General features: G+C 56.1%; 18 protein-coding genes. 12 read left to right on the forward strand and 6 right to left on the reverse strand.

Going from position 1 to position 22815, the window contains the following annotated elements:
• The first annotated feature begins 8 nt into the window (after positions 1-8).
• Positions 9-1079 (forward strand): catabolic alanine racemase DadX, encoded by a 1071-nt coding sequence (gene dadX, locus VSR74_RS00755; RefSeq protein ID WP_347792926.1) that lies wholly within the window; start codon positions 9-11, stop codon positions 1077-1079.
• Between the two features lie 17 nt (positions 1080-1096).
• Here dadX and VSR74_RS00760 read toward each other — a convergent pair whose 3' ends face one another.
• Both VSR74_RS00760 and ldcA read right to left on the reverse strand, forming a co-directional pair.
• Complete coding sequence (locus VSR74_RS00760; protein WP_347792927.1) at positions 1097-2830, reverse strand: potassium/proton antiporter; 1734 nt, start codon at positions 2828-2830, stop codon at positions 1097-1099.
• A gap of 94 nt (positions 2831-2924) precedes the next feature.
• Positions 2925-3836 (reverse strand): muramoyltetrapeptide carboxypeptidase, encoded by a 912-nt coding sequence (gene ldcA, locus VSR74_RS00765; RefSeq protein ID WP_347792928.1) that lies wholly within the window; start codon positions 3834-3836, stop codon positions 2925-2927.
• Positions 3837-3930: 94 nt separating this feature from the next.
• On the opposite strand from ldcA, the gene emtA reads away from it, so the two are divergent.
• On the forward strand, positions 3931-4542 hold the full coding sequence (gene emtA / locus VSR74_RS00770; protein WP_347792929.1) for a membrane-bound lytic murein transglycosylase EmtA: 612 nt from the start codon (positions 3931-3933) through the stop codon (positions 4540-4542).
• Here the strand turns inward: emtA and ycgR are convergent, their stop codons facing one another.
• Positions 4543-5277 (reverse strand): flagellar brake protein YcgR, encoded by a 735-nt coding sequence (gene ycgR / locus VSR74_RS00775; RefSeq protein WP_347792930.1) that lies wholly within the window; start codon positions 5275-5277, stop codon positions 4543-4545.
• A 261-nt stretch (positions 5278-5538) separates the two neighbouring features.
• On the opposite strand from ycgR, the gene VSR74_RS00780 reads away from it, so the two are divergent.
• Both VSR74_RS00780 and VSR74_RS00785 read left to right on the forward strand, forming a co-directional pair.
• Complete coding sequence (locus tag VSR74_RS00780; protein ID WP_113857059.1) at positions 5539-5796, forward strand: GlsB/YeaQ/YmgE family stress response membrane protein; 258 nt, start codon at positions 5539-5541, stop codon at positions 5794-5796.
• 162 nt (positions 5797-5958) lie between these two features.
• Positions 5959-8061: a TonB-dependent siderophore receptor gene (locus VSR74_RS00785; RefSeq protein ID WP_347792931.1), complete on the forward strand. Its 2103-nt coding sequence runs from the start codon at positions 5959-5961 to the stop codon at positions 8059-8061.
• Positions 8062-8428: 367 nt separating this feature from the next.
• Here the strand turns inward: VSR74_RS00785 and VSR74_RS00790 are convergent, their stop codons facing one another.
• Positions 8429-10072 carry an alpha,alpha-trehalase gene (locus VSR74_RS00790; RefSeq protein WP_347792932.1) on the reverse strand — a complete coding sequence of 548 codons (1644 nt, stop codon included), beginning with the start codon at positions 10070-10072 and terminating at the stop codon, positions 8429-8431.
• Between the two features lie 366 nt (positions 10073-10438).
• Between VSR74_RS00790 and atzF the strand changes: the two genes are divergently transcribed.
• The 8 genes from atzF to urtE all read left to right on the forward strand — a co-directional run bounded on the left by atzF (position 10439) and on the right by urtE (position 22069).
• A complete protein-coding gene (gene atzF / locus VSR74_RS00795; RefSeq protein WP_347792933.1) occupies positions 10439-12241 on the forward strand; it encodes an allophanate hydrolase in 1803 nt (600 codons plus the stop codon).
• Entirely contained in the window at positions 12234-15851 is a 3618-nt protein-coding gene (gene uca, locus VSR74_RS00800; protein ID WP_347792934.1) for an urea carboxylase, read from the forward strand. Before atzF ends, uca begins: the two co-directional genes overlap by 8 nt.
• 9 nt (positions 15852-15860) lie before the next feature.
• Positions 15861-16535 (forward strand): GntR family transcriptional regulator, encoded by a 675-nt coding sequence (locus VSR74_RS00805; RefSeq protein ID WP_347792935.1) that lies wholly within the window; start codon positions 15861-15863, stop codon positions 16533-16535.
• Positions 16536-16588: 53 nt separating this feature from the next.
• Entirely contained in the window at positions 16589-17860 is a 1272-nt protein-coding gene (gene urtA / locus VSR74_RS00810; RefSeq protein WP_347794330.1) for an urea ABC transporter substrate-binding protein, read from the forward strand.
• Positions 17861-17943: 83 nt separating this feature from the next.
• Positions 17944-19509 carry an urea ABC transporter permease subunit UrtB gene (gene urtB / locus VSR74_RS00815; protein WP_347792936.1) on the forward strand — a complete coding sequence of 522 codons (1566 nt, stop codon included), beginning with the start codon at positions 17944-17946 and terminating at the stop codon, positions 19507-19509.
• Positions 19509-20585 carry an urea ABC transporter permease subunit UrtC gene (gene urtC, locus VSR74_RS00820; RefSeq protein WP_347792937.1) on the forward strand — a complete coding sequence of 359 codons (1077 nt, stop codon included), beginning with the start codon at positions 19509-19511 and terminating at the stop codon, positions 20583-20585. The genes urtB and urtC overlap by 1 nt, the downstream gene beginning before the upstream one ends.
• A complete protein-coding gene (gene urtD / locus VSR74_RS00825; RefSeq protein WP_347792938.1) occupies positions 20578-21369 on the forward strand; it encodes an urea ABC transporter ATP-binding protein UrtD in 792 nt (263 codons plus the stop codon). Before urtC ends, urtD begins: the two co-directional genes overlap by 8 nt.
• A gap of 1 nt (position 21370) precedes the next feature.
• A complete protein-coding gene (gene urtE / locus VSR74_RS00830) occupies positions 21371-22069 on the forward strand; it encodes an urea ABC transporter ATP-binding subunit UrtE (RefSeq protein WP_347792939.1) in 699 nt (232 codons plus the stop codon).
• A 39-nt stretch (positions 22070-22108) separates the two neighbouring features.
• Here the strand turns inward: urtE and VSR74_RS00835 are convergent, their stop codons facing one another.
• Together VSR74_RS00835 and VSR74_RS00840 are read right to left on the reverse strand one after the other, a co-directional pair.
• Positions 22109-22288: a hypothetical protein gene (locus tag VSR74_RS00835; protein ID WP_347792940.1), complete on the reverse strand. Its 180-nt coding sequence runs from the start codon at positions 22286-22288 to the stop codon at positions 22109-22111.
• Entirely contained in the window at positions 22282-22485 is a 204-nt protein-coding gene (locus VSR74_RS00840; protein ID WP_347792941.1) for a hypothetical protein, read from the reverse strand. Before VSR74_RS00840 ends, VSR74_RS00835 begins: the two co-directional genes overlap by 7 nt.
• Between the last annotated feature and the right edge of the window lie 330 nt (positions 22486-22815).

The raw sequence follows: 22815 nt of genomic DNA on the forward strand, positions 1-22815 counted from the left end.
GAGAAGAGATGTCTCGTCCTGTAGAAGCCTGTGTTGATCTCAGCGCACTGCGGCAGAACCTAAACGTTGTGCGGCGGGCAGCGCCGGGCTCCCGCGTGTGGTCAGTGGTAAAAGCCAATGCCTACGGGCATGGTCTGAAGCGGGTATGGAGCGCGCTACGTGAAAGCGATGGCTTCGCAATGCTCAATCTGGAAGATGCCATTCAGCTTCGTGAGTGGGGCTGGAAAGGGCCGATTTTGCTGCTGGAAGGTTTTTTCCACGCCGATGAACTGGCGCTGTTTGACCAATATCGCCTGACCACCAGCGTGCACAGCAACTGGCAAATCAAGGCGATTCAGGATGCGCGCCTGCATGCCCCGCTGGATATTTATTTGAAGGTAAACAGCGGCATGAATCGCCTTGGGTTTACGCCCGATCGCGTTCATACGGTGTGGCAGCAGTTGCGTAAACTGCCGAATGTTGGGGCGATGACGCTGATGTCGCACTTTGCCGATGCGGAGAAAAGCGATGGCGTAACAGCGCCGATGCAGTGTATCGGGCAGGCAGCAGAAGGGCTTGAGTGCCCACGCTCACTGGCAAATTCAGCCGCGACGCTTTGGCATCCGGAAACCCATTTCGACTGGGTACGACCGGGCATTATCCTCTACGGTGCGTCACCTTCCGGTCAGTGGCAGGATGTGGCCAACAGTGGGATCAAACCGGTGATGAGCCTGAACAGCCAGATAATCGCAGTGCAAAATCTGAAGCCGGGCGATACGGTCGGTTACGGCAGCCGTTATACCGCCGCCCAGGAGCAGCGAATCGGGATTGTCGCCTGCGGCTATGCTGATGGTTATCCACGCATTGCGCCGTCCGGCACTCCGGTGATGGTCGATGGTGTGCGCACCGGCACGGTGGGGACGGTATCGATGGATATGCTGGCGGTGGATTTAACGCCGTGCCCGAATGCAGGGATTGGCGCGCCAGTCGAACTGTGGGGCAACGGCATCAAAATTGACGACGTTGCCGCCTGCGCGGGTACCGTTGGCTATGAATTAATGTGCGCCCTGGCGCCGCGCGTACCAGTTGTGACGGTGTAACTTATTCAATGAGGCGGTTATTCCGCCTCTTCTTCAGCGACTTTAACACCGACTTTCACCACTTCATTATCGGCTTTCTCGGCAACCGTCCAGACCATCCCGGCGAACTCGACCTGATCCCCAACGACCGGTGTTGCCCCTAACAGTTGCTGCACGATTTCGCCCAGCGACCGCTGCTTGTCGAGAAACTCTTCGCCACCGTCAAGGCCGTAAATCAGCGCCACATCGGCAAATTTGGCACTGGCTTCCAGAATAAAGTCACCGAAGAAACGCTGATCGAGCGCGACCGGCGGCGACTGACTGAAGAGTTTACCCAGTGCCGGAATGTCGCGTTCACGACCAATCACGCAAAGAATATCGCCCTCGCGCAGGCGCGTACTGCCATTCGGGTGCAGTAACACATTATCGCGGAACAGGGCGGCGATACGCGTATCCTTCGGCAGATGCAGGTCGCGCAATGCCGCACCCACACACCATTTATCGGCGCTGAGCTGATAGATAAGTTGCTCCCACGGGTTTTCCGGGTGGATATCGAGCCCGATGCGCGACACAGGCCAGCCGACGGGCGGCACCACCACTTTGGCTTTTTTCGCCGCCCATGAGAGTGATGTTCCCTGCAACAGCAGCGACACCAGCACCACAAAGAAGGCAACATTAAAGAAGAGACGCGCGTTATCCAGCCCGGCCATCATCGGGAAGACGGCGAGGATAATCGGCACCGCGCCGCGCAGGCCGACCCAGCTAATAAAAATACGCTCGCGCAGGTTAAAACCGCGAAACGGCAGCAGGCCGAGAAACACCGACAGCGGGCGAGCAAAGAAGATCATCCACAGCGACAGCAGCAGAGCGGAAGCGGCAATCGGCAGCAGGTCAGACGGCGTGACCAGCAAACCAAGAACCAGGAACATGCCGATTTGCGCCAGCCACGCCAGGCCGTCGAAGTTTTGCAGGATGCCAAAACGGTTGCGGATAGGCCGGTTGCCGAGCAGAAAACCGCACAGATAAACGGCGAGAATGCCGCTGCCGTCCAGCGAGGTGGTAATGGCAAAAATCATGATCCCGCCGCTCAGAGCCAGGAGCGGATAGAGCCCGGCTGGCAATGTGATGCGATTGATCATCTGCAGCAACAGATAGCCACCCATCAGGCCAATCAAAATACCGAGGCCGAACTGCTGAATAATATGCACGGCAAACATCCAGCTTAAGCCCGTTTCATGCTGCTGGATCATCTCAATTAATGTGATGGTAAGAAAAACCGCCATCGGGTCGTTACTGCCTGACTCAATTTCCAGGGTCGAGCCGACACGTTCGTTCAGCCCCTTACCACCCAGCAAGGAAAATACGGCAGCGGCATCCGTCGACCCGACAATCGCGCCAATCAGCAGGCCTTCAAGCCAGTTCAGATTGAACAGCCACGCTGCGGCGATGCCGGTCAGTCCGGAGGTGATTAACACGCCCACCGTCGCCAGCGACAGCGCAGGCCCCAGCGCGACGCGAAATGAGCTGGCCTGGGTGCGCATTCCGCCATCAAGCAGGATTACTGCCAGTGCGAGGTTGCTCACCATGTAGGCGAAAGGGTAGTTATCGAAAGGAATGCCGCCGATGCCATCCACGCCTGCCAGCATGCCGATGGCTAAAAAAATCACCAGAATTGGGATACCAAGACGGGAAGAAAACGAACTTAATAGAATACTGCAGGTTACTAAGACCGAACCCAGAATAAAGAGGCTAATGACTGCCGCGGCGTCCAATGTTCACGTACTCCCCGATAACGAACAAGATAGTTACAAAAGTTATCATAATTAGCGTGTGAACATTGGAACAATAAGAGTAATGAATGACTTTTTATTCGGTGATGGTCGGATGCCCGCTCAATGTTAGGGTTGTTGAACGTCCTGAATGCACCAGTTGCGCTTTCGCCCCCAGCGGCAGAGTCACCGTGCGCTGTTCATGGCCGAAATCAAGCCCGCTAATCATCGGAATATCCAGCCGTGAGCGCAGATAGGCGTACATGGTCTGCAAATCATAGCCCGCGTCGTAGTCATTCGGCGCGCTGCCGGTGAAGCTACCCAGCACGATGGCGCTCTGGCGCGGCAGAATACCGGCATACAGCAGTTGCAACAACATACGCTCGACGCGGAACGGATGTTCGTTGATATCTTCCAGCACCAGAATACCGTTACTGATTTCCGGCATCCACGGTGTGCCAATCAGCGACGTCAGCATCGCCAGATTGCCGCCCCACAGCGTACCTTCTGCGCGACACTCAGGCCCATCGCCCGGCCACTCGAGGGTAAAATGTTCGCTACGCAGCGCCTGCCAGAAGTGATGCAGTGTGAAATCATTCAGGGTTTCCGCGCCAAAATTTCCCGCCAGCATCGGCCCGCTGAAGGTGATAACGCCCTTTGTGAGTAGCCCCATCTGAATGGCCGTAAAGTCGCTGTGCCCACAAATAAGCAGGGGATCCTGCTGCTGGCGCGCCGCCAGCGCCTGCCAGTCGATAGCATCCAGCAGGCGGCTTGCGCCGTAGCCGCCACGCACTGCCAGCACAATTTGATTTTTCCCGCGCAGAGTCGCGAGGTCATTAATATCCGCCAGCCGCTCGCTTTCCACGCCTGCAAAGCGCTGGCTGCGGCGGGTGATTACCTGCTGATTGTTAACCTGGTGTCCTGCGTTGATAAGCCTTGTCACGCCGCATTGGGCGGCAGATTGATTGATGCAATAGCCCGACGGGGCAATCAGATGAAACTGTGACATGGCAATTCCTTGCAGAGAATGAAACGAGTATCATGCCGCCTGAACCCGTTATTGTCATTACTGGCGACAAACTTGAGCTTAAAAGGATAGTTGCGTGAAACTAAGATGGTTTGCTTTTTTAATTGTGTTACTTGCCGGATGCAGTTCAAAACAGGATTACAAAAACCCGCCCTGGGATCCGCAGGTGCCGGTTAAGCGCGCAATGCAGTGGATGCCAATCAGCGAAAAAGCCGGTGCAGCATGGGGCGTTAGCCCACGCCTGATCACCGCCATCATTGCGGTTGAATCTGGCGGCAATCCCAATCTGGTCAGCAAATCCAATGCGGTAGGGCTGATGCAACTGAAAGCCTCAACTTCCGGGCTGGATGTGTATCGCCACATGGGCTGGAAGGGGCAGCCATCAACCAGCGAGCTGAAAAACCCAGAGCGTAATATCTCCATGGGGGCGGCTTATCTGAGCATTCTGGAACATGGCTCGCTGGCGGGTATTAAAGATCCGGAAGTAATGCAGTATGCGCTGATGGTCTCCTATGCTAACGGCGCGGGGGCGCTGCTGCGCACGTTCTCTTCCGATCGTAAAAAAGCGATCAGCAAAATCAACGAACTGGATAAAGACGAGTTCTTTGAGCACGTGGTGGATAATCACCCGGCGCCGCAGGCGCCGCGCTATATCTGGAAAATGCAAAAAGCCATGGATGCGATGTAACTAGTCACGTACCCGGTTTGCGCGTTCACGCGCCTCTCGCTCCAGCGAAAAGATAATGCGCTGGAGCGAGCGTTCCGCCGCCGGGTTGATGTTAAGAAAACGCAGGCTCAGGCGCGGCGTCGTAATCGTCTCATTTTTATGAGAGACCACTTTGCGATCGCTGACGGCAATCAACTGGGCATCGAAGTTAAATTTTCCCCACTCTCCCATATCCAGTTCAAGCTGTGAGAAACGCATTCCAGGCTGTAACGCCTTCTCAGGCTGGCTATCCAGCAACGCGCCCAATCCGCCCAGCGACAGATCAAAAAGGCGAAAACTGAGCACCTGTTTATCGGGCAGCAGCGCTTTGCCGAAATAGGGGAGATGCTGTGGGGCGGTAATACGGAAATATTCCCGACGCTGGATAAACCATAACGTCGGAGGAACGGGAAGCACGAACGCGGGGCGATTCTCATGTTCACCTGCTGTTATCTGGCGCACGGAAAACTCCATTTTTGCGCCTGCGGTTTCTGCCGTAATGGTTACGTTTTCCACGCGCTGCACCGCGCGATTCTCGTACTCCTGGCTGCCAAAATCGAGCACCAGTTCACTCTTGCTTACTGCAAGAATACGGCTGATAAACTGTCCGCTGCTCCAGGAGACGCGAAGCGGTATCTCGTCACGATGCAGATCGCGCAAAATATTCTGCACAGCAAGAGGGTTTTGCTTAAGAAACTGTGAAGGGTACTGATTCATCTGACATCTCTCCTGGAGGATAAACCATCCCCCAGTTATCGGTCGGCCCTGTGGAAACTTCAGCGAGGCAAACATTTTTTTGCCGATTTTTTCTGTGAATCAACGGGCAAAAAGAGCATGTTCAGGTCAAACTCATTGACCGTGCGAATAAAATATAGGCGCGATGACGGGATTTTTAAGAGTAATTACCTATACTTGAAACATTAGCGGCGCAAAATACCGGCGCTTTTTTTGAGGTTTTTTAACTGGAGGATGGTAAAAATGGGTGTTATTGCCTGGATTATTTTTGGTCTTATTGCAGGTGTTATTGCCAAACTGATTATGCCGGGTAAAGACGGCGGCGGCTTTATTCTGACCTGTCTGCTGGGGATTGTCGGCGCAGTGGTGGGCGGCTGGATCGCAACCACGCTGGGCTTTGGCGATCGCGCGATGGGCTTTGATATGCATAGCTTCCTGGTGGCGGTCGTGGGTGCCATCGTGGTGCTGGCGATTTTCCGCTTCCTGCGACGCAACAACTAAGTATCAGCGAATCAATCTGAACGGCCCCTTTCGGGGCCGTTATCTTTTCTACTCTTTGATCCCTTCGACATTTTTCTGACTGCGCGCATTTGAGTGTTGCATCATAAATAGAAATGAGAATAATTGGCGTTCTCTATTCTAATAACAGGTCAGACTAATACCATGCGCTTCGCTTATCGCACACTTTCGGGAATGATCGCACTGGCTCTCGCCACTCAGGCCTGGGCTGACAAAAATGAAACCACCATGGTTGTGACGGGGGGCGGCGAGGGGAGTGAACTGCCGGCCTGGACCAACAGCGCCACCAAATCCGCCGTGGCGGAGAGTAAAACGCCGCAGGTGATCAACACCATCAGCAGCAAGGAAATCACTGAGCGCCACGCCACCTCAGTCAATGAGATCCTGCGTTATGCGCCGGGCGTCTCGACGGAAGTGCGTGGTAGCACCAGCTACATGAGTGAATATAAAATCCGTGGTTTTACCGTGGATAACGAATTTTATAATGGCCTCCAGTTGCCCTATAACGTTAACGGCAACACGAAAGCGCGAATTGACCCGCTGCTGATTGAGAGTGTCGATATCCTGAAAGGGCCATCATCCGTGTTGTACGGCAACGGTTCTCCGGGCGGGCTGGTGAATATCCAGGGGAAAAAGCCGCAAACCGGGCAGCGAACGGAAGTGGGCTTTAATACCGGGACGCGTAATCTGAAAGAGGGGTATCTCGACTCCACCGGGCGTATTCTCGACAGCGACTGGAGCTATCGCCTGCTGGGGAAGGCGCGGGAAGGGGACGATCAGCCGCACACCACCCGTTATGAAGACTATCTGGTCGCGCCGAGCGTCACCTGGCAGCCGGACAGTCAAACCCGTCTGACCATCGACGCACTGGCGCAAAACACGCCGAGCCTCACTCCGTCTAACCCGTTGCCGCTCTCTTACCTTCGTTCCAGCTACGCGGGGAAACGCGATTTTGCTGGCGACAAATGGAGCGGTTTCGAACAGCGGCAATGGATGGTGGGCTACAGTTTCGAACATGCCTTTGACAGCGGCTGGGCCATTGCTCAGAAAGCGCGTTATTTCGATATCGATACCCATCAGCGCAGCGCCTATTCCACGGGCAACGCGGGAAATGCAGAAGTGTATGAGTTAAACCGTTTTGCTTATACCACCGATGAAGATCTGCACAGTTTTAATATTGATAACCAGGTCACCAAAACCTTCGCCCTGGGCGACTGGCAGCACCATTTACTGGCCGGGTTTGATTACCAGAAGCTGAACTCACACTACAACTATCGCTACGCCTCGACCACGCCGGGTATGGATATGCTGCACCCGGACTACTCACAAATCACCAGCGATAATCTGGGGCTCTATACTGCGCAGAAAAACCGTCTTTCATACAATCAGAAGGGATATTACTTCCAGGATCAGATTGAGTACGGTGGCCTGAATATTCTTGGCAGCATTCGCTACGACGAATATCAGTCCGCCACCACGGATTATCTCAACAACCAGCAGAAAGAGTGGATTTCTCAGGACAGAGTCACCAAACGTCTGGGTGCGCTCTATGCGTTTGAAAATGGTATCTCGCCATTTATCAGCTATTCAGAGGGGTTCCTGCCCGTTTCACCGCGCGGCAACCTGACGGCGAAGGAGGTGAAACCGACCACCAGTAAACAGGTTGAAGGTGGGGTGAAGTATCTGCTGGCGGAGTACGCCACCACGCTTACCGCCTCGGTATTTAATATTCGGCAGAAAAATGTGGTAAGCGCAGACCCGAGCTGGAACTATCGTCAGACCGGGGAGATTGAATCGAAAGGAGCGGAACTGTCTGTCATAAGCCGCCCGACTGATAATATCAACCTGATTGCCAACTACGCCTATACCCATGCGATCAACACCGAAGATGAAACCTACCAAGGCAAACGCCCAACGCAAATCCCGGAAAACGCGTTTAACCTGTGGGGGGACTACACCTTCGACAGCACCTTCTTAAGCGGTGTAACCCTGGGGGCGGGAGTACGCTATACCGGGCCGATGGAGATTTCCCCGGCAAATAACGAAGGGAAGCTCGGCGGCACGACACAATATGATATGGCGGTCTCTTACGATATGTCCGCGCTCGACAGCAGCCTGAACGGGTTAACGCTAAAAGCCAGCGCGCAGAACCTGACCAACAAAGAGACATTGAGTTGCTACGATAGCACCAACTGCTGGATTGGCCGCGACCGCACGGTACAGGTGGGGGCGAGCTATACGTTTTAAGGGGAGGGGATTTGCCCCTCACCCCGCCCTCTCCCTGAGGGAGAGGGAGAAAAACAGCGCAGGTCTGCAAAACTGGCACGGACGGTTCCCCCCCTGAGGGAGAGGGAGAAAACCAGTGCAGGTCTGCAAAACTGGCACGGACGGTTCCCTCCCCCTGAGGAAGAGGGTAGAAAACCAGCGCAGGTCTGCAACACTGGCACGAACGGTTCCCTCCCCCTGAGGGAGAGGGTAGAAAACCAGCGCAGGTCTGCAAAACTGGCACGGACGGTTCCCTCTCCCTGAGGGAGAGGGTTAGGGTGAGGGGGAAAACCGGTACAGAACTTAGCAACTGTGCACAATCCATCCCCTCGCCCCTTTGGGGAGAGGGTTAGGGTGAGGGTGCCGCCTGCACCGGTGTATCCGGCACGGTATCGCACGGCTTCTCTTGCGGGCAGATTAAATCCAGCATCTTCAGCGTGACGCCGTTGGTCCAGCCAAATCCATCCTGCAACGGATATTCTCCGCCGCCGCCGCCCGTTCCGGTAGAGGTAATATCATATTTTTCCACCAGTTTTTTCTCGCGGTCATAAGTGTGCTGTACGTTACTCAGGAAGCGCCAGGTTACATCCATCGCCACTTTTTGCTGTCCATAATTCTGCAGCCCTTCAACCGCAACCCACTGCAATGGCGCCCAGCCGTTCGGGGCATCCCACTGCTGTCCGCTGTTGATGGTAGTGGTGGTAATTCCGCCCGGTTTTAACAAACGGCTCTCGGTGGCGGCTGCCACTTTGGTTGCGCGTTCGTGGGAAGCAGCATTCACATACAGCGGGAAGAGAGTGGCGGCGGTGAGCTGATTACGCACCTTATGCGATTTCAGATCGTAATCGGCGTACCAGCCCTCTTTATCATTCCACAAATACTTCTCCATCGCTTTTTGTCGTGCGCTGGCCTCGGTTTCATACTGCGCGCTTTTCGCCGTGTCTCCCGCCGCTTTGCTGGCTTCGGCGATCAGTTTTTCCATTTTAAACATCAACGCGTTCAGATCGACCGGTACAATACTGGTAGTGCGAATGGTGCCCAATTGCTGGGGGTTATCCATCCAGCGGGAGCTGAAATCCCAGCCCGAGGCGGCGGCAGAGCGTAAGTCGCGATAGATCTCCGTCGCCGGGCGGTTCGGGTTACTTTTCGCGGTGGTCACATCATCAAGCCAGGATTCCGGACGCGGCGTGTCGTTATCATCCCAGTAACGGTTCAGCAGCTCGCCGTCACGTAATTTCACAACCCGTTTGTTGCTGTCGCCTGGTTGCAGGCTCTCTGCACCCTCCATCCAGTAAGCATGCTCTTTTTCCATTTGCGGCAGGTAGGTTTTCAACGCCTCGCCGTCATGGGTGGCGAGCAATTCTACCATTAACGAGAAGAAGGGCGGCTGGGAACGGCTCAGGTAGTAGCTGCGGTTGCCGTTAGGAATATGTCCCCAGGCGTCGATTTCCCAGGCGAAGTTGGCGACCATGTCCGACACTTTATCCCAGTGCCCGCTTTCGGCAAGGCCGAGCATGGTGAAGTAGCTGTCCCAGTAGTAAACCTCGCGAAAACGCCCACCGGGCACCACATACGGTTTCGGCAGCGGCAGCAGGGAACTCCACTTCTCCGCCGTTTCGCTGGTGCGGGTCAGCACCGGCCACAGGCCGTCAATATGCTGACGCAGGGTCTGACCCTTTGGCGGCACGTAAGTCTCCCCAGCCGTCGGCAGGGTGAAATTCATCTCCACAAAGTGGCGCAGGTCAAAGCTGGTCTGGCTCTTTTGCATCCGGTAATCGGCGAGGATCATCAGCGGGTCGCTTTTGGGTACCGCATCGGCAAAGGTTTTTTGATCGGCAAAAAGTTTCGCGCTTTGCACATCATTAAACAGCGGCCCCAGCAAAATATCAGGGGAGGCAGGGCGGGCCTCCTGCGCCTGAGCGCTAAAAGCCAGCAGTACGGCGCTTAACGTCAGGGCACGGAGCGCAACAGGATGCGCAGCAGGTTTTTTCATCGGTTATTCTCCAGTTCGGTAAACAGCAGGAGCGCTGCAATCAACCTGATGAAAACCTTAGTCGAAATTCCTTCCTGCCGTGGCGATTTGCGTGATTTCTTGCCGTTTTTTCAAAGCGGATCGCATTCATAGCCTGAAAAAATAATCCCTCATAATTATTGGAATAACTGATTGCTGATGCTGGCAGACATTATTTTTATTGATGATTATTTGCACAGTGATCGCACATGTATGTTCTTAAAGAGTGCAGCTATTTCTTATAAAAATAAGACTTCACCCATGAAGTATTTATAAAACAGATAGTTAATTATTTGGCATGCCAGTTGCTATATGAATCCCATCTTGTATACCAACAGGGATTCCAACATGGCAGTAATGATCGGAAAAACGCTTGCCGAATGGCAACAGACGATAGCAAGTAATAGCGATAACGTTTTTGCTTTATTAAAAGCCCATCTTGATTCTCTGCCTGCGCCGGATAATGCGTGGATTGCACTGGCAAACGAAAGCGCGCTTCGCGAACAAATTGACGCCTTGCTGCCGCGCTATCAACAACAGCCTGATGCTCTCCCGCTGTTTGGTATTCCCTTCGCCATTAAAGACAATGTGGATGCCGCAGGCTGGCCGACCACGGCAGGGTGTCCGGCGATTGCGCAGGTCGCAGAACGCGACGCGACCGCCGTGGCAAAGCTAAAAGCAGCGGGCGCGATTCTGCTGGGGAAAACCAATCTCGATCAGTTCGCCACCGGCCTGGTGGGGACGCGTTCGCCGTATGGCGCGGTCGCCAATGCCTTTAACCCGGAATATGTCAGCGGCGGCTCCAGCTCTGGTTCTGCATCGGTGGTGGCGCGCGGGCTGGTGCCGTTTTCGTTAGGAACGGATACCGCAGGATCTGGCCGCGTCCCCGCTGGATTTAATAACATTGTCGGGCTGAAACCGACCAAAGGCTGGCTTTCCGCTACCGGCGTTTTTCCGGCCTGCCGCCTGAACGATACCCTCTCGGTGTTTGCGCTGACGGTGGATGATGCCTGGCAGGTGGCGACGATTGCCGGGGGATATGATGCTGAAGATGCCTACTCGCGTAGCAACCCGGCGACGGCGCCAGCGGCATTCACCGCGAGCCCGGTGCTTGCCATTCCCGATGAACTGCGCTTTTTTGGCGACAACGAGGCGGAGCAGGCATGGCAGGCGGCGCTTGGCGCTTTACGCGTGAGCGGCGTGACCTTAAAGCCTATCGATTTCTCCCCGTTTTATCAGCTTGCAGAACAGCTCTATCAGGGGCCATGGGTGGCTGAACGCACAGCCGCGGTGGGGGATACGCTCCGGCATCCGGAGCAGATGGATCCCACCGTCCACACCATCATCGCCGCCGGGCTGAACTACAGCGCCGTCGAAACATTCAACGCTGAATATCTGCGTGCGGAGCTGGCGCGCAAAATCCAGACTGCGCTGGCGGATGTTGACGCGCTGGTGGTGCCGACGTCACCGACCATCCACACCATCGATGAGATGGCGCGTGAACCCATTCGCTTTAACTCAGAGTTTGGCACTTACACCAATTTTACGAATCTCGCGGATCTCAGTGCGCTGGCGCTTCCTGCCCCGTTCCGCGCTGACGGCCTGCCCGCCGGGATTACGCTGCTTGCGCCAGCATGGCATGACCGCGCTTTAGCGGTATTTGGTCGCCGCTGGCAGCAGCAACTGGCGTTACCGACAGGCGCTACCGGGCACGCATTTCCGGCGATACCGCCCACATTACCGGGTTCAGAACATCACGTCCGTATCGCTGTGGTAGGGGCACACCTGCGCGGCATGCCGCTCAACTTCCAGCTAACGCAACGGAACGCCGTTTTTGCCGAGGCGACGGAAACCGCGGCCAGCTACCGCCTGTATGCGCTGGCGAATACCCGCCCGCCAAAGCCTGGCCTCTTTCGTGACGGGGACGGCGCGGCCATTGAGGTCGAGCTTTGGGATATCCCGCGGGCACGCTTTGGAGAATTTGTCGCCGAAATTCCCTCCCCGCTGGGGATAGGCTCGCTGGAACTGGCTGACGGGCGTTGGGTTAAAGGGTTTATCTGCGAACCGGCGGCGCTCAACGATGCCACCGATATCACTGAATTTAAAGGCTGGCGCCACTGGGTTGGCCGCAAGGAGACGCATCATGTTTAACACGGTTCTGATTGCTAACCGGGGTGAAATCACCTGCCGTGCCATTCGCACACTAAAACGTCTCGGTATCACCAGCGTCGCGGTCTATTCCGATGCCGATAAAAATGCGGAGCACGTCAAACAGGCGGATATTACGTGGCCGCTGGGCGGAGAGAAAGCCAGCGACAGCTATTTGCGTATCGACAAGATCATTGCCGCCGCGCGGGAAAGCGGGGCACAGGCCATCTGGCCTGGCTACGGTTTTCTCTCGGAAAGTCTTGCCTTTGCCGATGCCTGCGAACAGGCAGGCATTGTTTTTGTCGGCCCGACGGCGCAGCAGATTGGTGAATTTGGCTTAAAGCACCGGGCGCGCGAACTTGCCGCCCAGGCAGGCGTACCCATGACGCCGGGCACCGGGCTGCTGAACTCTCTTGATGAGGCGCTAAGCGCCGCGCAGAAAATTGGCTATCCGGTCATGCTAAAAAGCACGGCGGGCGGTGGGGGGATCGGCCTGACGCGCTGCGCCGACAGTGAAGCATTACAGCAGGCGTGGGAGAGCGTGCGCCGCCTTGGCGAACAGTTCTTCAGCGATGCGGGGGTATTTATTGAGCGCTGTATCGACCGTGCCCGCCATATTGAAGTGCAGCTTTTTGGCGACGGTAAAGGTAACGTTGTCGCACTCGGCGAGCGTGACTGCTCTCTTCAGCGCCGCAATCAGAAAGTGGTGGAGGAGACGCCTGCGCCCAATTTACCGGCGGCCACACGCGCGGCATTACTGAATGCTGCCGTTGAGCTCGGCAAGCTGGTGAACTACCGCAGCGCCGGAACGGTGGAGTTTATCTACGACGCGGATCAGGACGCGTTCTACTTTCTGGAAGTGAACACCCGTTTACAGGTGGAGCATCCGGTGACGGAGTGCGTGAGCGGGCTGGATCTGGTTGAATGCATGCTGCGGGTTGCCGCTGATGAATGTATTGACTGGACGCGTCTGGCGCAGCCGCCGCAGGGGGCGGCGATAGAAGTGCGTATCTATGCGGAAAATCCGCTAAAGAACTTCCAGCCCAGCCCCGGCGTACTGACGGAAGTCGCTTTCCCGCAAGGCGTGCGCATTGATAGCGGCGTGGCGACGGGCAGCGAAGTCTCTGCGTTTTATGACCCGATGATCGCCAAACTGATTGTTCATGCCGATACCCGCGAGGCAGCGCTGGCTAAACTGGCGCAGGCGCTGAATGCCACGCGTTTGCACGGTATTACCACTAACCTCGACTACCTGCGTCAAATCACCTCCAGCGCGGCGTTCAGCGAAGGAAACGTCTGGACGCGCTGGCTTGATAGCGTGGAGGCGCAATCGCCGGTAATTGAAGTTCTGCAACCGGGCACCTGGAGTAGCATTCAGGATTATCCGGGGCGGCTGGGTTACTGGGATATTGGCGTGCCGCCGTCAGGGCCAATGGATGATTACGCCTTCCGGCTGGCGAACCGCATTGTCGGCAACCATCACACTGCCGCCGGGCTGGAATTTACGCTACAGGGGCCGGTGTTGCGCTTTCATACCGACGCGGTTATCGCCCTGACGGGGGCGGATTGTCAGGCCACGCTGGATGATCAACCGGTAGCGCTGTGGCAGCCGATCCGCGTGAAACGCAGCCAGACGCTGACGCTTGGGCGCGCGAAAACCGGATGTCGGGCCTATCTGGCGGTTCGCAATGGTTTTGATGTGCCGGAGTATCTCGGCAGCCGCTCGACTTTCGCGCTGGGTCAGTTTGGCGGCCACGCCGGACGCACACTGAAGATGGCGGATCTGCTGCCTGTTTCTCGCCCTGAGCTTGCCGCCTGTACCACGCCCGCGCCGGTCAGTGAACCGCAGCCGCTTACGGCATCGCTGGTGCCGGAGTACGGCGAAACATGGCGTATCGGCGTGCTTTATGGCCCGCACGGCGCGCCGGATTTCTTCAGCCAGAAATCAATTGATACCTTTTTCGCCAGCGACTGGCAGGTGCACTACAACTCCAACCGTCTCGGTGTCCGGCTGGTCGGCCCAAAACCCGAGTGGACGCGCCCGGATGGTGGTGAGGCAGGGTTGCATCCGTCCAACGTGCATGACTGTGAATATGCCATCGGCGCGATTAATTTCACCGGAGACTTCCCGGTGATCCTCACCCGCGATGGCCCAAGCCTCGGCGGATTTGTCTGCCCCGTCACCATCGCCAAAGCCGAACTGTGGAAAGTGGGGCAGGTGAAACCGGGCGATCGCATTCGGTTTTACCCCATCAGCGTTGAAGAGGCTGTGGCGCGGGAAAAAGCCATGGATCGGGTTATCGATACGCTACAGGGCGCACATCTGCCGACGTTTAACGTACCGTCCCTCGCCGGGCGCGATGGCGTCTCGGCGGCGGCGCTGGTATCGCTGCCCGCCACGCACAGCACTCCTGCCATCGTTTACCGTCAGGCAGGGGATAACTACATCCTGATTGAGTATGGCGACAATGTGCTCGATCTGGCGCTGCGTCTGCGCGTGCATCTGCTGATGGCCCGGCTCAATGCGCAGGCGCATCCGGGCATTAAAGAGCTGTCACCCGGCGTGCGCTCGCTGCAGGTTCGCTACGATAGCCTTGTTCTCAGCCAGCAGGCGCTGGTGGCGCTGCTGCTGGAACAGGAGTCGCACATCGGCGATGTTAGCAACATGACTGTGCCGTCGCGTATCGTCTGGCTGCCGATGGCCTTTGAGGATAGCGCTACGCTGGACGCGGTCAGCCGTTATCAGGACACGGTGCGCGCCAGCGCGCCGTGGCTGCCCAATAACGTTGATTTTATTCAGCGTATCAATGGGCTGGCGAGCCGGGATGCGGTGCGCGATACCCTCTTTGACGCCAGCTATCTGATCCTCGGACTGGGCGACGTCTATCTTGGCGCCCCGTGCGCAGTGCCGATTGACCCGCGTCACCGCCTGCTTAGTTCGAAATACAACCCGGCGCGTACCTTCACCGCAGAAGGTACCGTGGGGATTGGCGGCATGTATATGTGTATCTACGGTATGGACTCTCCCGGCGGCTATCAACTGGTCGGGCGCACCTTGCCCATCTGGAACAAATTCCTTAAAAACCCACAGTTTGCAGAGGGTGAACCCTGGCTGCTGCGCTTCTTCGATCAGGTGCGGTTCTATCCGGTGAGCGAAGCCGAGCTGGATGCGTTGCGCGACGATTTCCGCGAAGGGCGCGCCTGCGTGCGCATTGAAGAGAGCGTGTTCGATTTTGCCGCACATCTGCGCTTCCTTGATGACAACGCCGATGCGATCCGTCATTTCCGCGAGCAACAGGCGCGAGCGTTTGAAAGTGAAGTGGCGCGCTGGCAGCACGAAGAACAGAACGTTGAGGTCTCACGCCCGTTGCAGCCCGCGGTGGACGAGGGCTGCGAACAGGCGCTTGCCGTCACTGGCGATATGAGCGGCAACATCTGGAAAGTACTGGTCAAACCGGGGGATGTGGTGAAGGAGGGCCAGCCGCTCATTATCGTCGAGGCGATGAAGATGGAGCTGGCTATCCACGCGCCGCAATCCGGCAGGGTTAAACGTGTTGGTTGCCAGCCGGGACATCCGGTGAGCCCCGGCGACGCACTGCTCTGGCTGGAGTAAGGAGGGGGGATGGAGAACAGCAAACGGAGCCCCGGACTTGGCGAGCGAATTTACCATGCGCTGAAAAACGATATCTTCGATTTTCGTCTGATGCCCGGCGAGCACTTCAGTGAGAGCGAGATTTCAGAGCGGATGGCCGCCAGCCGCACGCCGGTACGGCAGGCACTGTTTCGCCTTGAACAGGAGGGCTACGTGCAGGTTTACAGCCGCAGCGGCTGGCAGGTCAAACCGTTTGATTTTGCCTGGTTCGAAGCACTGTATGACTTTCGCATCGTACTGGAGTGTGAAGCGGTGAAGCGTCTGTGTGCCATGGCACACAACGCCTGCCAGGCTCATCTGTCACCGCTGGTGAACTTCTGGATTGATGCGCCGCGTATGGCGCCGGGTAAGACGCTTTCGCGTCATGACGAAGCATTCCACACCACTCTGGTGCGCGCCAGTGGTAATGACGAAATGGTACGGGTGCATATCGAACTGACGGAAAAGATCCGCATTATCCGCCATCTCGATTTCACCCGGGAAGACCGGGTGGATGCCACGTATCAGGAGCATGCCCGCATTTTGCAGGCGGTGCTGGGTCAGCAGAGTGAGGAGGCGCAACGCCTGCTGACCGAACACATTTCACAGAGTAAAGCCGAGGTCAGGAAAATCACCCTGCACCGGTTGCAGCAGGCCAGGTTGTAGATCGTTCCCGCTCCGCGACAGCGGAGAAATCAATACTACTTAGGGGTTTAATGATGAAAAGACGTTCTTTACTGAAAGCTTTTGCCCTCTCAGCCACTTTTTTGAGCATGGGCTATTCGTTACAGGCATACGCAGCAGACACCATTAAAGTCGGCATCATGCATTCACTCTCCGGCACGATGGCCATCTCCGAGACGCCGCTGAAGGATATGGCGCTGATGACCATTGATGAGATCAACGCCAAAGGCGGCGTGCTGGGGAAAAAACTGGAACCCGTGGTAGTCGACCCGGCATCCAACTGGCCGTTATTCGCCGAGAAAGCCCGCCAGCTACTGAGCCAGGATAAAGCCGCCGTGGTATTTGGCTGCTGGACGTCGGTCTCGCGTAAATCGGTGCTGCCGGTATTTGAAGAACTAAACGGCCTGCTGTTCTACCCGGTGCAGTACGAAGGCGAAGAGATGTCGCCTAACGTCTTCTATACCGGTGCGGCGCCGAACCAGCAGGCGATTCCGGCGGTGGAATATATGATGAGCGAAGACGGCGGAAGCGCGAAACGCTTCTTCCTGCTCGGCACTGACTATGTCTACCCGCGCACCACTAACAAGATCCTGCGCGCCTTCCTGCATACAAAAGGTGTGCAGGATAAAGACATTGAAGAAGTTTATACGCCGTTTGGCTACAGCGACTATCAAACCATCGTATCCAATATCAAGAAATTCTCCGCTGGCGGTAAAACCGCGGTGATCTCCACCATTAACGGTGATTCCAACGTCCCGTTCTATAAAGAACTGGCCAACCAGGGGATTAAATCCACCGATGTTCCCGTTGTTGCCTTCTCCGTCGGCGAAGAAGAATTGCGCGGCATCGATACTAAACCGCTGGTTGGGCATCTGGCGGCGTGGAACTACTTCGAGTCCGTCAGCAACCCGGTGAATACGAAATTTGTGGCGGATTATCGTGCTTATGCCAAAGCGCATAAATTACCGAACGCCGATACCGTCGTGACCAACGACCCCATGGAAGCCACTTATGTCGGTATTCATATGTGGGCGCAGGCGGTGGAAAAAGCGGGTACCACCGATGTGGATAAAGTGCGCGAGGCGATGGCTAACCAGTCTTATGCCGCACCGGGTGGCTTCACCCTCACCATGGACGCCACCAACCACCATCTGCACAAACCGGTGATGATTGGCGAAATCGAGGATAACGGCCAGTTCAACGTGGTATGGCAGACCGAACAACCGGTTCGCGCCCAGCCGTGGAGCCCGTACATTCCGGGGAATGACAAAAAATCGGAAAGTCCGGTGAAGACGGGCGGTCAATAATCGCAGCGGCAGAGGCGGTCTGCGCCGCTGCCAACGGTTGACAGGCCCGGCGTTGTCGGGCCACAGAAGAAGACACCGACACGATGAAAATATTAGGCTCTCTTTTTATTAGCTGTCTGCTGATGGCGACATCCGCGCTGGCCAGTCCTGCCGGGGATTATGGTAAGGCAAACCGCAGCCAACAGGCGCAACTGCTACAACAGTGGGCGCAAACGCCTGATCCTTCCCGCCTGACACTCTTACAGGCGCTGAGTCGTGAAACGGTGGTTGTGGATACGCAGGGGCAGCTCTTTTCACTGCAACAGGGCAAACTTATGCCGCTGGAAGGTAATGCAATACCGGCAGGCGTAACCAAAAAAGTTTTTATGAACAATCGCCTGCGCGGGATGGTGGCGAGCGCGCTGTCGGCGCATCAACTGGTCAACCCCGACGATAGCGTTCGCTTGCGCGCGGCGCAGGCGTTACAGAACAGCGCTCAGGCAGATCAGTTACCGTTCCTCAGCCAGCGTCTGGCAGAGGAAAAAGATGACGCAGTACATCAGGCGTTAGCGCTTGCGGTCGCCGGGTTGCAGTTGACCGACTCCCGCCCGGAAACGCGCCTGCAGGCCGTGGCATTACTGGGTGAGTCCAGCGACCCACAGGTGCAGGCGAGTCTGAGTCGACTCACTCAACCGGAAAACGAACCTGATGCGAAAGTGCGTGATGCCGCCGCCGACAGTCTGAAGCAGATCCAGCAGCGTCTGAAATGGGGGGAATGGCTGGGGCTGGCATTCAGCGGCATATCGTTAGGTTCAATCCTGCTGCTGGCGGCGCTGGGGCTGGCAATTACATACGGTCTGCTGGGCGTCATCAATATGGCGCATGGTGAAATGTTGATGCTGGGGGCTTATGCCACCTGGCTTGTGCAGGATCTCTTTGTGCGCTACGCGCCGGACTGGCTGGCATTTTACCCGCTGGCGGCGCTGCCGCTGGCCTTTGCCATCACCGCGGTGGCGGGCATGCTGCTGGAGCGCACGATTATACGCCATCTTTACGGCCGACCGCTGGAAACATTGCTGGCGACGTGGGGGATCAGCCTGATGCTGATCCAACTGGTGCGCGTAACCTTTGGTACCCAGAACCTGGAAGTGGCAAACCCGGCGTGGCTTTCGGGTGGCTGGAATGTACTGCCCAATCTGGTGCTGCCGTACAACCGTATTGCGGTGATTATTTTTGTTGCGGGCGTGCTGGCGCTCACCTGGCTGCTGCTCAATAAAACGCGTCTTGGAATGAATGTGCGCGCCGTTACGCAGAACCGGCGTATGGCTGATTGCTGCGGTGTACCGACCGGGCGCGTGGATATGCTGGCGTTTGGGCTCGGTTCAGGCATCGCCGGGTTGGGCGGTGTGGCGCTGTCGCAGTTGGGGAATGTGGGGCCGGAACTGGGGCAGGGATACATTATCGACTCGTTCCTGGTGGTCGTTACCGGCGGTGTTGGGCAACTGGCTGGCACCGTGGTCGCCGCGCTGGGGCTGGGCGTCCTCAATAAGTTTCTTGAACCGCAGCTTGGCGCGGTGCTGGGTAAAATCGCCATCCTGGTGATGATTGTGCTGTTTATCCAGAAGCGTCCGCAAGGACTGTTTGCCTTCAAAGGGAGGGTGATTGACTGATGAGCCAGCCAATAACACTGACATTAGCTCGCCGCGCACCGCGTGCGTCGGGAGCTTTAGCGGCACTGATTATCGTCGCGCTGCTTACCCTGCCGTTTCTCGCGTTGCTGCCTGCCGGTCATCCGCTGGCGATTTCAACCTATACCCTGACGCTGGTGGGGAAAATCCTCTGCTATGCGGTAATGGCCGTCGCGCTGGATCTGGTGTGGGGCTATGCGGGGTTGCTGTCGCTCGGACATGGGTTGTTCTTTGCCCTTGGCGGTTATGCGATGGGAATGTACCTGATGCGTCAGGCATCCGGCGACGGTCTGCCGGCCTTTATGTCGTTCCTTTCGTGGACGGAACTGCCGTGGTTTTGGGCCGGAACGCAGCACTTCGCCTGGACGTTGTGCCTCATTATTCTTGTGCCGGGCCTGCTGGCGCTGCTGTTCGGCTATTTTGCCTTTCGCTCGCGCATCAAAGATGTCTACTTCTCAATCATGACCCAGGCATTGACATACGCCGGTATGTTGCTGTTTTTCCGTAACGAAACGGGTTTTGGCGGCAATAACGGTTTTACTGGTTTCACCACCCTGTTGGGCTTTCCGGTCTCGGCGACGGGCACACGTATCGCGCTGTTTATCGCGACGGTGTTACTGCTGGTTGCGGCGCTGGCGACTGGCGTGGCGCTGACGCGCAGTAAATTTGGCCGCGTATTGACTGGCGTGCGCGATGCGGAAAATCGCCTGATGTTCTGCGGCTACGATCCGCGTGGTTTCAAACTGTTTGTCTGGACGCTCTCGGCGGTGCTGTGCGGACTGGCAGGCGCCCTCTACGTGCCGCAGGTCGGTATTATCAACCCCAGCGAAATGTCGCCAACTAACTCCATTGAGGCGGCAATTTGGGTGGCGCTTGGCGGGCGCGGTTCGCTGATTGGCCCGGTACTCGGGGCTGGTATTGTTAACGGCGCTAAAAGCTGGTTTACCGTTGCCTTCCCGGACTACTGGCTCTTTTTCCTGGGGCTGATGTTTATTCTGGTGACGCTCTTTTTACCGCGCGGCGTAATTGGCCTGCTCAAACGGAGGAAGCATGACTGATTCCCTCTTTACCCAGCCGCTGCCGCAGGATCGCTATCGCGGCAAAACCGACCCGGTGCTGCAACTGGAAAAGATCAATGTGACGTTCGATGGTTTTCGCGCGCTGACCGATCTTTCTCTCTCGATTGGCGTGGGGGAACTGCGCTGCGTGATTGGCCCCAACGGTGCCGGGAAAACCACGCTGATGGATGTGATCACCGGTAAAACCCAGCCAGATAATGGCCGAATTTTCTACGACCAGGATATCGACCTGCGCACGCTTTCACCCGTTGAGATCGCCCGCGCGGGTATTGGCCGTAAGTTTCAGAAACCGACGGTGTTTGAGGCATTGACGGTGGTGGAAAATCTGGAAATTGCACAGAAGTGCGATAAATCCGTGTGGCACAGCCTGCGGGCGAAGCTGAACGGCGAACAGCGGGATCGCATCAGCGAGGTGCTGCAATTACTGCGGCTGACGGAGTTCAGTAAGCGATCGGCGGGGTTATTGTCGCACGGGCAAAAACAGTTTCTGGAAATTGGCATGCTACTGGTGCAGGAGCCGCATCTGCTGTTGCTGGATGAACCTGCGGCCGGGCTGACGGATGCGGAGACAGACTATATCGCCGAACTGTTTCGTCGCCTTGCGGGGAAGCACTCCCTGATGGTGGTGGAACATGATATGGGCTTCGTGGAGAGCATCGCTGACCATGTCACGGTGCTGCATCAGGGGCAGGTACTGGCAGAAGGCTCGTTGCGCGATGTACAGGCAAACGAGCAGGTCATCGACGTTTATCTGGGGCGCTAATATGTTGCAGGTTCAGGATCTCAATCAGTATTACGGCGGTAGCCACATTCTACGTGGCTTATCCTTCGACACTACCCCGGGAGAAATTACCTGTTTATTGGGGCGTAACGGCGTCGGGAAAACCACGCTGCTAAAGTGTCTGATGGGGGTGATCCCGGCGAAATCGGGCACCATTCAGTGGAAAGGGCGCGTTATCAATGGCGCAAAGCCGCACCAGCGCGTCCAGCAGGGAATTGCTTACGTACCGCAAGGGCGCGAGATTTTCCCGCGCCTGACGGTGGAAGAAAACCTGTTAATGGGCCTGGCGCGCTTTTCTGGTCGGGATGCTAAAGCCGTACCGGAAGAGATTTATCAACTCTTTCCGGTGCTGCGAGAGATGAAACAGCGCCGCGGCGGCGATCTCTCCGGCGGGCAACAGCAGCAACTGGCAATCGGCCGCGCGCTGGCCTGTCGGCCTGAACTGCTGATTCTTGATGAACCGACGGAAGGGATTCAGCCTTCAGTGATCAAAGAGATTGGCGCAGTGATCAGAAGCCTGGCTAATCGTGGTGATATGGCTATTTTGCTGGTGGAACAGTTCTACGACTTCGCCGCGGAACTTGCGGACAATTACCTGGTGATGTCGCGCGGAGCGATTATCCAGCGCGGACGTGGTGATGAGATGGAGGCCCAGGGGGTGAGGGGGCTGGTGGCGATTTAACGCAATGCTGGGGGCGGATTAGCCCCCCGGCATCTCTTGTCATTTGTGCGGGTTATCCTCTTCCTTGAGGTTTTCAGTTAATGCCCTATTGGCATAATCGCCAACAGATTGCCCTTTGTTTGTTGCGGCCTGGATCAACATTTTTTTCTGCTGAGTGTTCGGTTTAAAGGTAACGGGCTGGCCTACGATAAACCGTTCCTGATAGGCGGCTTTTAACATTTTGCATCCTCCTGCGCTTTTTCCAGCACGAGCTGTTTTGCCAGCTTGGTAGGGGTTATACGATGCTTCTGCTCAGGTACGATCGCCTGTATCCGCTTTAACTGGCGGTTTAAAAGATGAACTTCGTACTCTGTCTGCGGCACTACGGTGACGTAGTTACCCCCGTTATCAATCGTTGTTTTTGCTGATACTGGCATCGTTTTTCTCCTGGCTTGCCGATCTTATCGATATGTTGAGGTTCACGTATAAGGTTATCCATCCATCAACCAAAAAGAGATTACATAAAGTTAAAAATGTAGTCAATATCAATGACTTGCGTCATATTTAATGTTTTTTTTGGTGTATCTGGGTATTGTTTTTAAAATATTTGCCTTTTTCATTACCCTTTTTAGTTTATGGAGAGGTTTTTATTGAAAATTTTCTATTTTAATAAGTTAAAATGGTATGATTTTTGGATGGGGTTTTCGGGGGATAGCGAAAACTAAGGGGATAAAAAATTAATCAGAATCAGCGATACAAAAAAATTC

It is taken from the genome of Pseudocitrobacter cyperus (assembly GCF_039889165.1).
Lineage (GTDB): Bacteria > Pseudomonadota > Gammaproteobacteria > Enterobacterales > Enterobacteriaceae > Pseudocitrobacter > Pseudocitrobacter cyperus.

Excerpts from the sequence above, each read along its gene's own strand:
- dadX (WP_347792926.1), top strand. The coding sequence starts at position 9 with ATGTCTCGTCCTGTAGAAGCCTGTGTTGATCTCAGCGCACTGCGGCAG.
- ldcA (WP_347792928.1), bottom strand. The coding sequence starts at position 3,836 with ATGTCACAGTTTCATCTGATTGCCCCGTCGGGCTATTGCATCAATCAA.
- ycgR (WP_347792930.1), bottom strand. The coding sequence starts at position 5,277 with ATGAATCAGTACCCTTCACAGTTTCTTAAGCAAAACCCTCTTGCTGTG.
- VSR74_RS00780 (WP_113857059.1), top strand. The coding sequence starts at position 5,539 with ATGGGTGTTATTGCCTGGATTATTTTTGGTCTTATTGCAGGTGTTATT.
- VSR74_RS00785 (WP_347792931.1), top strand. The coding sequence starts at position 5,959 with ATGCGCTTCGCTTATCGCACACTTTCGGGAATGATCGCACTGGCTCTC.
- VSR74_RS00790 (WP_347792932.1), bottom strand. The coding sequence starts at position 10,072 with ATGAAAAAACCTGCTGCGCATCCTGTTGCGCTCCGTGCCCTGACGTTA.
- atzF (WP_347792933.1), top strand. The coding sequence starts at position 10,439 with ATGGCAGTAATGATCGGAAAAACGCTTGCCGAATGGCAACAGACGATA.
- uca (WP_347792934.1), top strand. The coding sequence starts at position 12,234 with ATGTTTAACACGGTTCTGATTGCTAACCGGGGTGAAATCACCTGCCGT.
- VSR74_RS00805 (WP_347792935.1), top strand. The coding sequence starts at position 15,861 with ATGGAGAACAGCAAACGGAGCCCCGGACTTGGCGAGCGAATTTACCAT.
- urtA (WP_347794330.1), top strand. The coding sequence starts at position 16,589 with ATGAAAAGACGTTCTTTACTGAAAGCTTTTGCCCTCTCAGCCACTTTT.
- urtB (WP_347792936.1), top strand. The coding sequence starts at position 17,944 with ATGAAAATATTAGGCTCTCTTTTTATTAGCTGTCTGCTGATGGCGACA.
- urtC (WP_347792937.1), top strand. The coding sequence starts at position 19,509 with ATGAGCCAGCCAATAACACTGACATTAGCTCGCCGCGCACCGCGTGCG.
- urtD (WP_347792938.1), top strand. The coding sequence starts at position 20,578 with ATGACTGATTCCCTCTTTACCCAGCCGCTGCCGCAGGATCGCTATCGC.
- urtE (WP_347792939.1), top strand. The coding sequence starts at position 21,371 with ATGTTGCAGGTTCAGGATCTCAATCAGTATTACGGCGGTAGCCACATT.
- VSR74_RS00835 (WP_347792940.1), bottom strand. The coding sequence starts at position 22,288 with ATGTTAAAAGCCGCCTATCAGGAACGGTTTATCGTAGGCCAGCCCGTT.
- VSR74_RS00840 (WP_347792941.1), bottom strand. The coding sequence starts at position 22,485 with ATGCCAGTATCAGCAAAAACAACGATTGATAACGGGGGTAACTACGTC.